Raw genomic sequence first — 13,173 nt, forward strand, 5'->3', positions numbered from 1 at the left:
CACCCGCATGCGTATGAAGATGCTTGGCGCGCTGGCCTTGGCCCTGCTCGCCGGATGCGCCACCCCGCCGCCACCCGCACCGGGCAGCGCAGCCAGCAAAGTAGTGTCGCTGGGCAGCATGGACAACATTGAAGTCGGTGCGATGCGCGTCGCTCGTGAGAACGGCTTCATGACCGTCAAGGTCGAGCTGCACAACACCAGCTTCCGCAACAAGAGCATGTTTTATCGCTTCGCCTGGCTGGGTAACGACGGCTTCCCGGTGGGTGATGAGGACAGCTGGAAGAGCGTGACCCTGTACGGCTCCCAGACCAGCTTCCTGTCCGCCATCGCGCCGCTGCCGAAGGCCACTGACTTCCGCCTTGAAGTCAAAACCCCTTGATCCGTCTTCCCTTTCGATCAGTTCAAGAGAAACCGCATATGTTGTCTATCCGCCTCTGCTCCATTGCCGCTGTGGCCCTGCTGGCTACCGGTTGCGTTAACAACTCCCCGACCCTGGGCAGCAAGAACATCAGCTACGGCGACACCAAGGCTGTAGAAACCGTTACCAACGAGTTCGGTTCCACCGACCTGCAGATGATTGCCGAGAGCATGACCCGCTCCCTGGCCCAGTCCGGCGTCCTGCAAGGCCGTCCGGTGGTGCAGGTCTACGACGTGAAGAACAAGACCAGCGAGTACATCGATACCCGCGAAATCACCACGTCGATCAAGACCCAGCTGATGAAGACCGGCACTGCCCGCTTCGCCAGTGACAACACCGACATGCAGAGCCAGGTCGACCAGCTCAAGCTGCAGAACCAGAGCGGCCTGTACAAGAAATCAACGGTCAGCAAGACCGGCAACATGCTGGCGGCCAAATACCGCATCGAAGGTTCCATCAGCTCCATCGTCAAGCGCAGCAGCGACTACAAGGACGTCTTCTACAAATTCAGCCTGCAGTTGATCGACGTCGAGAGCGGCATTGCTGAGTGGATGGACGAGAAAGAAATCCGCAAAACCACGGAGCGTTAATCAATGCGTGCATGGATCGGTATCCTTGGCCTGGTGTGCGCCTTTGGCGTGCAGGCCGCGCCGAAGGTCGCAGTGGCTGACCTGGCGTTTCAGCAGCGTGTGGAACAATACATCCACACGGTGTCTGCCCAGACGAATATGCAAGCCAACCGCTACAGCGCCAGCGCCTCGGGCAGCTACAACGAATACGAGGAGCGCAGCAGCTATATCGAGCAGGGCGAACTGCGTAAATTCACGGGTGACATCAAGGGCGAGATTCTGCGTACCGGGATGTTCCAGCTGGTCCAGGGCACGCCTTATACGGCCAAGTCCACCGAGGACGTCTACGACGTCATCAAGCGCATCAAGAACGGTAACTTCAAGGGCGCCGACTATGTGCTGTTCGGGACGGTGTCGGATATCGACTTCAATCAGGACATGAACGAGCTGGCCAATACCGACAGCTACTCGGCCATCCTGAGCCTGACCCTGGTCGCAGACTTCAGCCTGATCAATACCCGTACGTTCGAGATTACCTCGGCGTTCACGGCGACGGGCGAAGGCCAGGACACCAAGCTGGTCAACGGCCGCGACGTGCATGTCTCGCTCAACCGCGGGCGTGTGGTGCGTGACGTGTCGAAGTCGATCGGCGAAGACGTGGCAGGCCAGCTGCGCCTGCAACTGCGCGGTGAGGTGCCGTACGATCAGCCGCAGCCGATGCAACGCAACAACTTGCCGCCTGATGAGGCACCACGCATTCTGCGTTGAAGTGCCCCACGCATTCTCGTAGGAGCGGCTTTAGCCGCGAGGGCTCCCTCCCGGCTAAAGCTGGTCCTACGGGTTTGCTGATCAAGCCCGATGCAATGTCGCCAGGAACGCCGCCGCGCTGACAAACAGTCCGGCAAAGGTACGGTTCATGCGGCGCTGCTGCTTCGGTGTCTTCAATGCCCGCAGCACCTTCGATGCCAGCCCGGTATAACCCGCCATCACCGTCAGGTCCACCGCCACCATGGTCGCGCCGATGATCAGGTATTGCGCCAGCAGCGGCGCGTTGGGGTCGATGAACTGCGGCAGGATCGCCAGCATGAACACCAGCGCCTTGGGGTTGCTGATATTCACCAGAAAACCACGGAATACCAGGCTCAACGGCTTGCCGATGGGGCGCGGTGTCGCGTCGTCGGAGAGATCGCTGGGCAGGGCCCGCCATTGCTTGATGCCCAGGTAGACCAGATAGGCCACGCCGAACCATTTGATCAGGGTAAAGGCGGTGGCCGAGGTAGCCAGAACGGCGCCAAGGCCGGCGGCGATGATCGCGATTTGCAGGATCAGCGCCAGTTGCAGGCCCAGAGCATTCCAGTAACCACGCCAGAAGCCGTATTGCAGACCGCTGGACATGGACGCAATGGCGCCCGCACCCGGCGACAGGCTGATAACCCAACAAGCGGCAAAAAATGCCAGCCACGTTTCCAGTGACATCACACACCTCAGGCAGAACGGAATACCCGTTAAGCTAATGGGTGTTGCAAAAAATGACCATTGATTTCTGTGGTGCGGCTGACTCAAGAATCCCGTGGCTTGTCGATCAGCGATGTCAGAGGCATGGCATCACTGCCGCGCCAACGCCGCACCGATTTCTGGAAGAACTGGCTGTTGGGCACCTGTACCAGCGCACCGCCGTTCTCCGGCGGTTCGATCAGGGTGGTGAACATCAGGTTGATCGCCGTGACCCTGCCTTTGACGCCTGGCTTGTCGAGGGTGTCGATCAGCTCCACAACATCGCCGATGCGGAACGGCCCGATGGTGAAGATCAGCACCGCGCACAGCAGGTTGGACAGCACGCTCCACATGGCGAAGAACGCCACTGCGGCAACGGCGACAAAGCCCGACAGGGCCGTCCACAACACCGTTGCAGAGACCCCTAGCCGTCCCAGCACGATCACGAAGGCGCTGCCCATGATCAGCCAGCGCAAGCCGCCGCGTACCGGTATCAACAGCTCGGGTGGCAGAGGGTAGCGCTCGCCCAGGTTGTTGAGGAAGCGCGCCACCAGCCGTTGCGCCAGGTAGCCGGCCAGCAGGATCAAGAGGATTTGCAGGCCCAGCCAGATCGGTTCGATCCAGTGGGCAGGCAGGTTTACTCCGAAAAACTCCATTACCACTCCTGAATTACGACGACAGGGCTTCCAGCTCGGCCTGCATCGATTCCAGCAGCTCCAGAGCTTCCATCCAGGCCTCTTCCAGCTCGCTTTCGCGAACCTTCAGCTTGGCCTGCTCGGCGAGCATGTCACGCAGCTTGTCCTTGTTCGCCGCCTCGTAGATGTCGCTGTCACCCAGGGCCGCTTCGACCTTGGCCAGCTTCTCGTGCAAGGTGCCAAGGTCGCGCTCCAGCTTGTCGGCTTCGCGTTTGTGCGGCGCCAATTGCTGGCGCAAGGCCGCGGCCTGTTGGCGCTGGGCCTTCTTGTCAGTCTTGTCGGCGTTGACCGGCGTGCTGCTGGCCGGGACGTTGCGCAGACGGTAGTCGGCAAGCCAGCGGGCATAGTCTTCCAGATCGCCGTCGAACTCCTGAACGCGACCGTCGGCCACCAGCAGGAAGTCGTCGGTGGTGCTCTTGAGCAAGTGACGATCGTGGGAGACCACCAATACCGCGCCACTGAATTCCTGCAAGGCCATGGTCAGGGCCAGGCGCATTTCCAGGTCCAGGTGGTTGGTTGGTTCGTCGAGCAGCAAGAGGTTGGGCTTGTCCCAGGCAATCAGCGCCAGGGCCAGACGAGCCTTTTCGCCGCCCGAGAAATTCAGCACCGGCTCATCCAGGCGTGCGCCACGGAAGTCGAAGCCGCCGAGGAAGTCGCGCAGGGTCTGCTCACGTTCGGTCGGCGCGATGCGTTGCAGGTGCAGCAGCGGGCTGGCTTTGGCGTCGAGGGAGTCGAGCTGATGCTGGGCGAAGTAGCCGACCACGGTGTTTTCACCGCGAGCCAGGCGACCGCTCAGAGGCTCCAGCTCACCGGCCAGGTTCTTGATCAGGGTCGATTTACCGGCACCGTTGGGGCCGAGCAAGCCGATGCGCGCACCGGGAGTGAGCTGTAGTTTGACCTTCTCCAGGATGGTCTTGTCGCCATAACCCAGGCGGGCGTCGGACAGATCCAGCAAGGGGCTGGAGATCTTGTCGGACTCGCGGAAGGTGAAGTCGAACGGCGAGTCGACATGGGCAGCCGACAGCTCCTCCATGCGCTCCAGCGCCTTGATCCGGCTCTGGGCCTGCTTGGCCTTGGTGGCCTGGGCCTTGAAGCGCGTAATGAATTTCTCCATGTGCGCGCGTTGCGCCTGCTGCTTCTCGTAAGCTTGTTGCTGCTGGGCCAGGCGTTCGGCGCGGGCGCGCTCAAAGGCGCTGTAGCCGCCGCGATAAAGCGTGATCTTGCGCTGTTCGACATGGGCGACGTGATCAACCACGGCGTCGAGGAAATCCCGGTCGTGGGAAATCAGCAGCAGAGTGCCGGGGTAGCTCTTGAGCCAGTCCTCGAGCCAGAGAATGGCGTCCAGGTCCAAGTGGTTGGTCGGTTCGTCGAGCAGCAACAGGTCCGATGGACACATCAAGGCTTGCGCCAGGTTCAGACGCATCCGCCAGCCACCGGAGAAATCTGCGACTTGACGTTCCATTTGTTCGTTGGTGAACCCCAGTCCGGCCAGCAGCTTGCGCGCTCGGGCGTCGGCGGTATAACCGTCAGCACTGTCCAGTTCGGCATGCATGCGCGCCTGGGCGGCACCGTCCCCGGATGCCTCGGCGTCGGCCAGGTCGCGCTGGACCTGACGCAGGCGCAGGTCGCCGTCGAGGACATAGTCCACGGCCAGGCGTTCGAGGGTGTCGACCTCCTGGCGCATATGGGCGATGCGCCAGTCGGCAGGCAGCAGACAGTCGCCGCCATCGGGGGTCAGTTCACCCCGCAGCAAGGCGAACAGGCTGGATTTACCGGCGCCATTGGCTCCGATCAGGCCGGCTTTCTGGCCGGCGTGCAGGGTCAGCTCGGCGTCTTCTAGCAGACGTTGCGGACCACGCTGTAAGGTAAGGCTTTGAAGTCGAATCATAATGGCGGCGGAGTCTACCAGCTTCGTCCCGAACAAGTGGATCACTATGCCTTCTGACCTGTGGAGTTTCACCCTCGATTTCTATGCCCGACCCGGAATCGAGCAGGCCTGCCTGGACTTGCAGGCCCGTGGCGGCAATGTCTGCCTGCTGTTGCTGGGAATTTGGCTGGATAGGCGCGGCGTGGTTTGGGAGGCTTCCCGAACACAGCAGATCGTTGAGTTGACCGGGCCTTGGGACGAGGCGGTCGTGCAGCCCCTGCGTCAACTGCGCACGAACTGGCGAGCAGCGGCGAGCAGCGATGCGACGCTGGGCGGCATGCGTGACGAGATCAAGGCGTTGGAGTTGAAGGCTGAGCGGGAGCTACTGACGCGCCTGGAAATGCTGGCGCAGGACTGGCCGGTGCAGATCACTCGGGGCGAGCATCAATGGCTGACGGCGTTGGCGGGTGAGGCAGGAGGTCTGAGCCGCGACGCGCTGAATAAATTGCGCGTCGCGGCGGACCAGGCTTGACGCTTAGGAAGCGCTTGGCGTTGTCGAGCTTGTAGCAGGTGCAGCAGGAGAGGTTGGTGCCACTGGTGCGGCTGCTGTTGTCGCAGCAGGTGCAGCAGTTCCCGGTTTGGCAGCGGCCGGCTTGGCTGCTGGTTTGGCGGCTACTGGCTTGGCAGCAGGTTTAGCCGCCGGTTTTGCAGCGGCAGGTTTAGCGGCTGGTTTGGCTGCTGCCGGTTTGGCAGGCGCCTTGACGGCTGCGGGCTTGGCAGCAGCTTTCACTGGTGCTTTTGCAGCGGCTGGCTTGGCGGCGGCAGCGGCCGGAGCTTTTGCTGTTGCGGCCTTGGCAGCGGCAGGTTTGGCTGCTGGCTTGGCAGGTGCTTTGGCGGCAACCGGCTTGGCAGCGGCAGGTTTTGCCGCTGCGGTTTTAGCAGCTGGCTTGGCGGCCGGTTTTGCGGCAGCTGGTTTTGCAGCCGGCTTGGCAGCAGCCGGTTTGGCCGCAGGTGCAGCCTTGCTGGCGGCAGCTTTGACAGGGGCTTTAGCCGGTGCCTTGGCAGGCGCTTTGGCGGCGACCGGTGCCTTGGCAGCAACAGCTTTGGCCGCTGGCTTGGCAGCACGATCGATCAGCAGCTTGCCAACGGCCTCTTTAACGCGGCCAACACCCTGGGCCAGCTTCAGGCTTTCCTGAGCATCGCGCTTGAGTTGCAGTATGTAGGCGCGGGTTTCGGTCTGGCGATCTTTCAGGGCGTCGAGCAGGCCTTCGAGTTCGGCAACGCCGCCCTTGGCTTTGTCTTGCGCCTTGGCCTTGCCAGCGGTGGCAGCGGCTTGCAGCTTGGTGCGCGACTTGTGCAGTTTTTCCTGCGCTTTGACGCGTTGTTTTTCGAGTTTGGCGAGCAGTTTTTCTGCATCAGTCAGAGCTTGCGAGCAGGCACTTTCGAGATGCTCGAGCAGGCTGCCCGATAGTTGTTGGAGCAAATGCAACGGCGTGTTTACGGTCTTCTTCTTGGCCGACATGGTTTACCTCCTGACTGACTGAAATTGCGGCCCATACTAGCCCTCTGATTGCAGTGCCGCTAGCGCATGTTGACAGCGTCTTCCCGTACCTGTTGCACGTCGAGGTAAATACTTGAAGGCCTGAGCTTAATTTCCTTTGTAACTTCATCACACACATGCGCCCGCACTGGCATAATCGCTGCCTTCCCGGGTCGGAGAGCATGTATGTCGCGCTACCTGTTAACGTCTTTGTTCCTCTTGCTGCCGCTGGCTCAAGCCGCTGAGCCAGAACCTTCCACCGATGCCCATGACCTCGCTTACAGCCTGGGGGCCAGCCTCGGTGAGCGCCTGCACCAGGAGGTTCCGGATCTGGATCTCAAGGCGTTGGTCGATGGCTTGCAGCAGGCCTACAAGGGCAAGCCACTGGCGCTGAAGAAAGAGCGCATGGATCAGATCCTCGCCGATCATGACGCCGCAGTGGCGCAGGCCGAGGCCAGCGGTGATCCCGAGCCGCAGAGTGAAGCGGCCCTGGCGCTCGAGCACAAGTTCATGGACGCGGAAAAGGCCAAGCCGGGGGTCAAGGAGCTGGCTGACGGTATCCTGATGACTGAGCTCAAGGCTGGCACCGGGGCCAAGCCGACGATCAACAGCCGGGTCCAGGTCAATTACGTGGGGCATCTGCCCGACGGCACCGTCTTCGATCAGAGCAGCCAGCCGCAATGGTTTCGTGTCGACAGCGTGATCAGTGGCTGGACCACGGCGCTGGAAAGCATGCCGGTCGGGGCGAAATGGCGTTTGGTGATCCCGTCGGCGCAGGCTTATGGCGCTGAGGGTGCGGGCGATCTGATCGACCCTTACACCCCGCTGGTTTTTGAAATCGAGTTGTTGGCCGTCGGGCAGTAGAAGCTTTTGCGTACATGAAAAAGGGGCGCCTTTAGCACCCCCTTTTGTCTACCTGCATCAGCGCAATCAGGCCTGAGCCGTGTTTTGCTCTTGATGGGCGTTATGCAGCACTTCGATCAGGCAGTCCTCCAGTTCGAAGCGCTCATGCAGTTGGCTGCCGAGCTTTTTGAGCTTCTCTGCAATCTGTGCGCTATCTGAGCAATCACCCTTGTCGCAGTGATCATTGAAAGCCAGCGCTGACTCGGTCAGTGCTTCAATGCGCGGGTAAATGGTTTTGGCCAGTTCAAGGCCTCGCTCATCATTGAAAGCCTTGGCCTCGCTGTTGAGCTGCTCGTAAATTTCGAAGTGCCCGGCCGAAACGTAATCTACCAACGCCTGACAGAAATCCTGCAATGCCGCCCGGTCCGTCTTTTTTGCGCCCAGCTCGTCATAGCTCTTGATCAAATCGGCGCGATTTTTCAGCCAACGATCAATCAGCTTGTGGACACCACCCCAGCGTTCCTGAGCATTCCGACAACTTTCCAGCATGATTTTCTCTCTTCCCTTGTGGGGTATGCGCTCTGCGTGGGCCTCAAGACAGGAATCAACTCTGTACAAAAGAGGGGGCCTGATAACGCAGCAGATGCGACATCGTTCCTGTGATTCATGCGGCCCAGATTATGCCCGCATGACAACCCCTTCAAGGTACGCAGGAGAGAAAGTTCATACAAGTGTTTAATCCTCGGCGGTCGAAAAGCGTCGCCAGCCCCTGCACAGCGGCCATAGTGCAAACAGACCCACGGCGCAGAACGCCAGCAGGCTCCACTCCGGAATACTGAAGCCGAACAGTGACCAGTTGATCTCGGCACACGCAAGCACTTTGGCCCGCAACGGGTCGATCTCCTGGAACAGATGAAGGGCGTAGAGAATGCGCTCAACTACAGCCATGAGCGGCACCAGAACGTCCATCGAGGCGATTTGCAACCAGACCTGGGTTCCCGCCGCGATGCCGCCACTCAACGCCGTCAGCAGGAGCAGCGCGCTGTAAAAGCGCCCGGCAACTACGCCGGGCCCATGGATCGCCACGCACAGGCAGATGATTGCGCAGGCAAGCATGACTAGGCGTTGCACTGAGCACAGCAGGCAGGGTTCAAGAAGAAAGGCTTGTTGCAGGTAAATGGCTGCGCCCAGGATCGATGCACATGCGATGAACGCCAGGAGGAACAGGAAGCGCAAGTGGGCCAGAGGCATGGCAGATCCGTAACAAAAAACGAAGGCAGTTACGGTAGAGGAAAGCCCTTAGCCCTTTCAAGGCGCCGAAGTAGGGATATTTCCTTGATCCGATGGGTGTTTGCGGACTTGTAAGTGCGATTTTTTACCACTGCTTGCAGGAATAATCTCGAAACATAAAAAACGCAGGGAATTTTCCTACGAAGCCGGCCTTTGTGGGACCGGCTTTAGCCGGGAAGACGATACGGCTGGCGACAGAAATGTATCGCTCCTGCCTATGCCTTCCCGGCCAAAGCCGGTCCCACAGGGGTTGTGTGTGCGCAGGTCAGGCCTGTGCCAACGCCGGTAACGGCCGCGACAGGAAGCGTTCATCAAGCAGGCCGAGACCTTCCTGGAACAGTTGGTTACTGCGCTCTGTCTCTCCCAGCTGTGCGAGCAGGCGGGCCAGTTCAGCGCAGGCTTCGGGGCTGCGTTGCTCGCGCAGACTGCTTTCCAGATAGTCCCGGGCTTTGCCCCACAAACTGTTCTGCAGGCACAGTCGGCCGAGGGTCAGCAACAGGCTTGGGTCGTTGGCGTGTTGTTTGAGCAGCCCTTCGGCCATTTGCAGCTGCTTGGTCGGCTCGGCGCCACGTACCAGGCCGTACAGGCGGGCCAGATGGCTGCTGTATTCGCGCTTGAGGGCAGTACGCAGGATTTCTTCGGCCTGGGCATCGGCACCCAGGCGCCGTAGCTGCTCGGCATACGCCAGTACCAGCGCTGGTTCCTGTCGTTGGGCCGAAGTCAGTTGCTGCCAGGCCTTGTCCAGTGACGGCAAGCCGGTCAGGCCCTCCTCTCCTTCGTTCTCGCGGTAGGCGGCAAGGCTGAGGTTCTCGCCCCACGCCCGACGCTCCAGTTCGGCCAGCTCCTGGGCGGGCAAAATCTTGTCCTTGCGCAGCTCCGGCATCAGGCGAATCAGGGCCGACCAGTCGCCGCGCTGCTGATAGAGGCGCTGCAAGTGACGCAGTACCTGCGCGTTGTGCGGGTGACGCTCGCGCATGGCTTCCAGGGTCGCCAGGGCACCGTCAATCTCGCCGCGGTCCTGTTGCAGCTGGGCATGGCTCAGGGCAATTGCCAGCTCTGCCTGTGGCTGGCGCTCCAGGGCGCGTTCGAGCAGGTTGTCACTTTCTTCGTAGCGCCCCTGCTCGTTGGCAGCACGTGCGGCACCGAGGTAATACAGCAGCGGCTGGCGCTCGGCTTCGGCGGCGCGGTGCAAGTGGCGTTGGGCGCTGGCCCAGCGGCCTTCGGCCAGGTCCATCTGGCCCTGCGCGATGGCAACCTGGGCGCGACGGCTGCGATGACGACGCGACCACGGGTTGACCAGCCCGCCCGAAGTGTTCACCAGCGCGATCAGGGCGCGGATCAGTACCACCAGCAACCAGACCACGGCCAGCAGCGCCAGGGTTGCCCACAGGCTCGATTCATAGCGGAAGTTTTGGTACGCGATCAGCACATAGCCGGAGTGCTCGGAGATGGCGATGCCGATCAGCGCGGCGATCAGGATGGCTGCGAACAGCAGCAGATAAGTCCGCTTCATGGGCTGGTCTCCTGATGCGTCTGGTCAGGCTGACCGCTCTTGCGCACCAGATCTTCAGCCGGCGCGTGGCGGCGATTGAGGTAGGCCTGTACCGAACTGAGGCTCTGGGTCAGGTCCGGTGTCATCACGGCGACCGGCTGCTTGGCCAACTCGTCCAGGCGTTCATTGAGGCCTTTGCTCTGCGGGTTGTCCGGGTTGAAACTGCCCTGCAGGACGTTCTTGGCTTCAACCAGCGCCTGGCTGTAGACCTTGGGTTCGCCATTGAGGGCGGCCCATTGCGCTTGTTCCAGAGCCAGGCTCAGGGCCAGGCGTACCTGGCTCAGGCTCTGCCCGGCCAGCAGCGGACGCACGCTCTTGTCGGCACTGAAGTCGATGCGCACGTAATGGGAGAGGTCATTCCACCATTGCGTCCAGCGGTTGTCCTGCTCTTTGCCGGTGGTCAGGCCGAACAGGGATTCGCCCTTGTCGACGTACTCAGGGGCAAGTTCGGTAAGTTGGGCGACCTGATCGCGCAGCGCAGCCAGTTGCAGAAACAGGCCGGTGCGGTCCGGCTGATCGATGCTGCGCAGGGCGGCCAGGCTCTTGGCCAGTTGCTCGCGGGCGGCAAAGGCACCGGGATCGTCCTGTTCACGCAGAATTTCATCGGCACCCTGGACCAGCGCCTGAGCGCTGTTGATGTCTTGCAATGCGGACAGACGCAGGCTGGCCAGACGCAACAGGTGCTCGGCTTCGGCCAGGCGCCAGTCCTTGCGGCTGGCGCCAAGCACGGTCTCCAGGCGCTGGCTCAGACGTTGCTGATCGCCCTGTAACTGGGTGACCAGCCGGCGGCGGTCTTCCAGTTCGCTGGCGCCGGGCAATTGCGCCAGGCGCGCAGACATCTGCTGCTCGCTCTGGGAAAGTGCCTGGGTCTGGGCAACGATATCTTCCATCTGGCTATGTTGCTGCAGGTGGCTCGATTGCAGAGTGCGCAACTGCAACACACCCCAGCCGGCGACTGCGATACCTGCGGCGCCAAACAGCAAAGCGAGTATGGCCAAACCATTGCCGCGGCCGCTCGTACGTTGCGGGCGGGTTGCATCGGGCGTGGGTGCGGAAGTTGTCAGCACCGGCTCTGCATTATCTTTGGGCAAGATTGTTTCGCTCACGTATCCATCCTTTGCATGGGGGCGTAGGTAATTTCAATACGCCTGATCAGCGGGCGCGGGATGTGCCCGCAACGCCGCCAGCAAGGCCGCGGCGTTCGCGCCACGGCAATCCACAACTGTCAGAGCCCCGGCGCTACGTGCCAATTCGGCAACCCGGGGGCTCGGTACGAACAACGGCAGGCTGGCCAGTTTTGCCCAGCTGTCTCCTGCCAACTGCTGCAAGTGTGCAAAACCCTGCCCACTGCTGACCACCAGCCCGTTCAAGCGTTCCTCAGATACCCGTCGGGGTAGGGCCAGCGCAGGGTAATCCGGCATGAAGCGGCGGTACAGCGGCAGATAATCGACACTAACACCCTGTTCGCGCAAGCGCTCGGCCAACATCTCTCTACCGTCTTCTCCACGCAGGATCAGGACCCGGGCGCCGGGAATGTTCAGGGCGTCCCGAAAGGCGGATAGATCGAGCAGGGCTTCGCTGTCGTCACCCTGCTGTGGCCAGGTGACGTCCAGTCCATAGTCGCGCAGCAGTTGACCGGTGCTGGCGCCCACGCTGAACCACGGCTGGATGGGTGGCTGGGGCCACCATTCGTCCAGCAGCTCGATAGCCGCACGGGCAGCGGGTTTGCTGACGACGATAACGGCGCAATAACGCAGCAGTTCGAGAATCGGCCCGCGCTGAACATCAGTGATGTCCAGTGGCTCGGTTTCCAGCAGCGGCAGGCTGCTGCTGAAAATTCCGACGTCAGCCAGCTGTTGTGCCAGCGCCGCCGATTCATCGGCAGGGCGGGTCAGTAACAGGCGCCAACCTGTCACTCCTCCCCTGCCTCGCCATAGACGGCTTGCAGAATGGCCTGCGCGCCCTGAGCCAGCAAGGCTTCAGCGACTTGAACGCCGAGGGCTTCGGGTTCGGTCTGCGGGCCGTGGGCATCGGCATTGAGCAGCAGGCTGCCCGCCGGATCACCGACCAGGCCGCGCAGCCAGATCTGCTCGCCTTGCAAGATTGCGTAGCAGGCGATGGGCACTTGGCAGCCGCCATTGAGGTGCTTGTTCATGGCACGCTCGGCGCGCACGCGCAGGGCGGTTTCCTGATGATGCAGGGGCTTGAGCAGTTCGTGGATATCCGGATCGCCGCCGCGGCATTCGATACCTACCGCGCCTTGACCGCCGGCAGGCAGGCTGTCGTCGATGCTGATCGCCGAAGTGATACGGTCTTCGAAGCCCAGGCGGATCAGGCCTGCCGCAGCCAGGATGATCGCGTCATATTCGCCAGCATCAAGCTTGGCCAGGCGCGTATTGACGTTGCCGCGCAGGAAATGAATCTTCAGGTCGGGACGTCGGGCCAGCAGCTGCGCCTGGCGACGCAGGCTGGAGGTGCCGACGATGCTGCCCGGCGGCAGTTGCTCAAGGCTGGTGTAGGTGTTGGAGACAAAGGCATCGCGGGGGTCTTCGCGCTCGCAGATGCAGAACAAACCCAGGCCTTCGGGAAAATCCATGGGCACGTCTTTCATCGAATGCACGGCGATGTCGGCCTGGTTCTCCAGCAGGGCTGTTTCCAGCTCTTTGACGAACAGGCCCTTGCCGCCGATTTTCGACAGTGGCGAGTCGAGCAGCTTGTCGCCCCGGCTGACCATGGGCACCAGGACCACGCTCAGGCCTGGATGCGCCTGCTCAAGGCGAGCCTTGACGTATTCGGCCTGCCAGAGGGCCAAGGCGCTTTTGCGCGTAGCAATGCGGATTTCGCGAGAGGACATGGATCAATCCGTACCTGAATAGATGCTGCGGATGATAACAGCTCAGCCCCC

Annotated in this window: 15 protein-coding genes; 5 read left to right on the plus strand and 10 right to left on the minus strand. The window is 61.5% G+C overall.

Annotation, left to right across the window (positions count from 1 at the left end; genetic code table 11):
- Positions 1-7 precede the first annotated feature (7 nt).
- Genes AC1Z24_RS00665 through AC1Z24_RS00675 form a run of 3 tightly spaced genes read left to right on the plus strand, consistent with a single transcriptional unit; the run spans position 8 to position 1,755 of the window.
- A complete protein-coding gene (locus AC1Z24_RS00665; protein WP_259101242.1) occupies positions 8-379 on the plus strand; it encodes a YcfL family putative periplasmic lipoprotein in 372 nt (123 codons plus the stop codon).
- A 38-nt stretch (positions 380-417) separates the two neighbouring features.
- Positions 418-1,008 carry a penicillin-binding protein activator LpoB gene (lpoB, locus tag AC1Z24_RS00670; RefSeq protein WP_409033886.1) on the plus strand — a complete coding sequence of 197 codons (591 nt, stop codon included), beginning with the start codon at positions 418-420 and terminating at the stop codon, positions 1,006-1,008.
- A gap of 3 nt (positions 1,009-1,011) precedes the next feature.
- Positions 1,012-1,755: a penicillin-binding protein activator LpoB gene (locus AC1Z24_RS00675; RefSeq protein WP_483744180.1), complete on the plus strand. Its 744-nt coding sequence runs from the start codon at positions 1,012-1,014 to the stop codon at positions 1,753-1,755.
- Positions 1,756-1,836: 81 nt separating this feature from the next.
- Here AC1Z24_RS00675 and AC1Z24_RS00680 read toward each other — a convergent pair whose 3' ends face one another.
- From AC1Z24_RS00680 to AC1Z24_RS00690, 3 genes are all read right to left on the minus strand, one after another.
- Positions 1,837-2,463, minus strand: coding sequence for a LysE family transporter (locus AC1Z24_RS00680; protein ID WP_483744181.1), 627 nt, complete (start codon positions 2,461-2,463; stop codon positions 1,837-1,839).
- A gap of 83 nt (positions 2,464-2,546) precedes the next feature.
- Positions 2,547-3,137 (minus strand): mechanosensitive ion channel family protein, encoded by a 591-nt coding sequence (locus tag AC1Z24_RS00685; protein WP_259101250.1) that lies wholly within the window; start codon positions 3,135-3,137, stop codon positions 2,547-2,549.
- A 13-nt stretch (positions 3,138-3,150) separates the two neighbouring features.
- Positions 3,151-5,064, minus strand: coding sequence for an ATP-binding cassette domain-containing protein (locus AC1Z24_RS00690; protein WP_483744182.1), 1,914 nt, complete (start codon positions 5,062-5,064; stop codon positions 3,151-3,153).
- 46 nt (positions 5,065-5,110) lie between these two features.
- Between AC1Z24_RS00690 and AC1Z24_RS00695 the strand changes: the two genes are divergently transcribed.
- Positions 5,111-5,575 carry a TIGR02444 family protein gene (locus AC1Z24_RS00695; RefSeq protein WP_483744183.1) on the plus strand — a complete coding sequence of 155 codons (465 nt, stop codon included), beginning with the start codon at positions 5,111-5,113 and terminating at the stop codon, positions 5,573-5,575.
- A 3-nt stretch (positions 5,576-5,578) separates the two neighbouring features.
- Here AC1Z24_RS00695 and AC1Z24_RS00700 read toward each other — a convergent pair whose 3' ends face one another.
- The gene (locus AC1Z24_RS00700) at positions 5,579-6,565 is read right to left on the minus strand and encodes an AlgP family protein (protein ID WP_483744184.1); all 987 of its coding nucleotides are present in this window, start codon (positions 6,563-6,565) and stop codon (positions 5,579-5,581) included.
- 204 nt (positions 6,566-6,769) lie between these two features.
- Between AC1Z24_RS00700 and AC1Z24_RS00705 the strand changes: the two genes are divergently transcribed.
- Entirely contained in the window at positions 6,770-7,447 is a 678-nt protein-coding gene (locus AC1Z24_RS00705) for an FKBP-type peptidyl-prolyl cis-trans isomerase (RefSeq protein ID WP_483744185.1), read from the plus strand.
- A 66-nt stretch (positions 7,448-7,513) separates the two neighbouring features.
- On the opposite strand, the gene rsd is transcribed toward AC1Z24_RS00705, so the two are convergent.
- The 6 genes from rsd to hemC form a co-directional block, all read right to left on the minus strand.
- Positions 7,514-7,975 carry a sigma D regulator gene (rsd, locus tag AC1Z24_RS00710; protein ID WP_483744186.1) on the minus strand — a complete coding sequence of 154 codons (462 nt, stop codon included), beginning with the start codon at positions 7,973-7,975 and terminating at the stop codon, positions 7,514-7,516.
- 186 nt (positions 7,976-8,161) lie between these two features.
- Positions 8,162-8,677, minus strand: coding sequence for a disulfide bond formation protein B (locus AC1Z24_RS00715; protein WP_483744187.1), 516 nt, complete (start codon positions 8,675-8,677; stop codon positions 8,162-8,164).
- Between the two features lie 304 nt (positions 8,678-8,981).
- Entirely contained in the window at positions 8,982-10,229 is a 1,248-nt protein-coding gene (locus AC1Z24_RS00720) for a heme biosynthesis HemY N-terminal domain-containing protein (RefSeq protein WP_483744188.1), read from the minus strand.
- The gene (locus AC1Z24_RS00725) at positions 10,226-11,374 is read right to left on the minus strand and encodes a uroporphyrinogen-III C-methyltransferase (RefSeq protein WP_483744189.1); all 1,149 of its coding nucleotides are present in this window, start codon (positions 11,372-11,374) and stop codon (positions 10,226-10,228) included. Before AC1Z24_RS00725 ends, AC1Z24_RS00720 begins: the two co-directional genes overlap by 4 nt.
- A 33-nt stretch (positions 11,375-11,407) precedes the next feature.
- Positions 11,408-12,184 (minus strand): uroporphyrinogen-III synthase, encoded by a 777-nt coding sequence (locus AC1Z24_RS00730; protein ID WP_483744190.1) that lies wholly within the window; start codon positions 12,182-12,184, stop codon positions 11,408-11,410.
- Positions 12,181-13,122: a hydroxymethylbilane synthase gene (gene hemC / locus AC1Z24_RS00735; RefSeq protein ID WP_483744191.1), complete on the minus strand. Its 942-nt coding sequence runs from the start codon at positions 13,120-13,122 to the stop codon at positions 12,181-12,183. Before hemC ends, AC1Z24_RS00730 begins: the two co-directional genes overlap by 4 nt.
- Positions 13,123-13,173: the final 51 nt, after the last annotated feature.

The organism is Pseudomonas sp. JL23 (genome assembly GCF_056933585.1).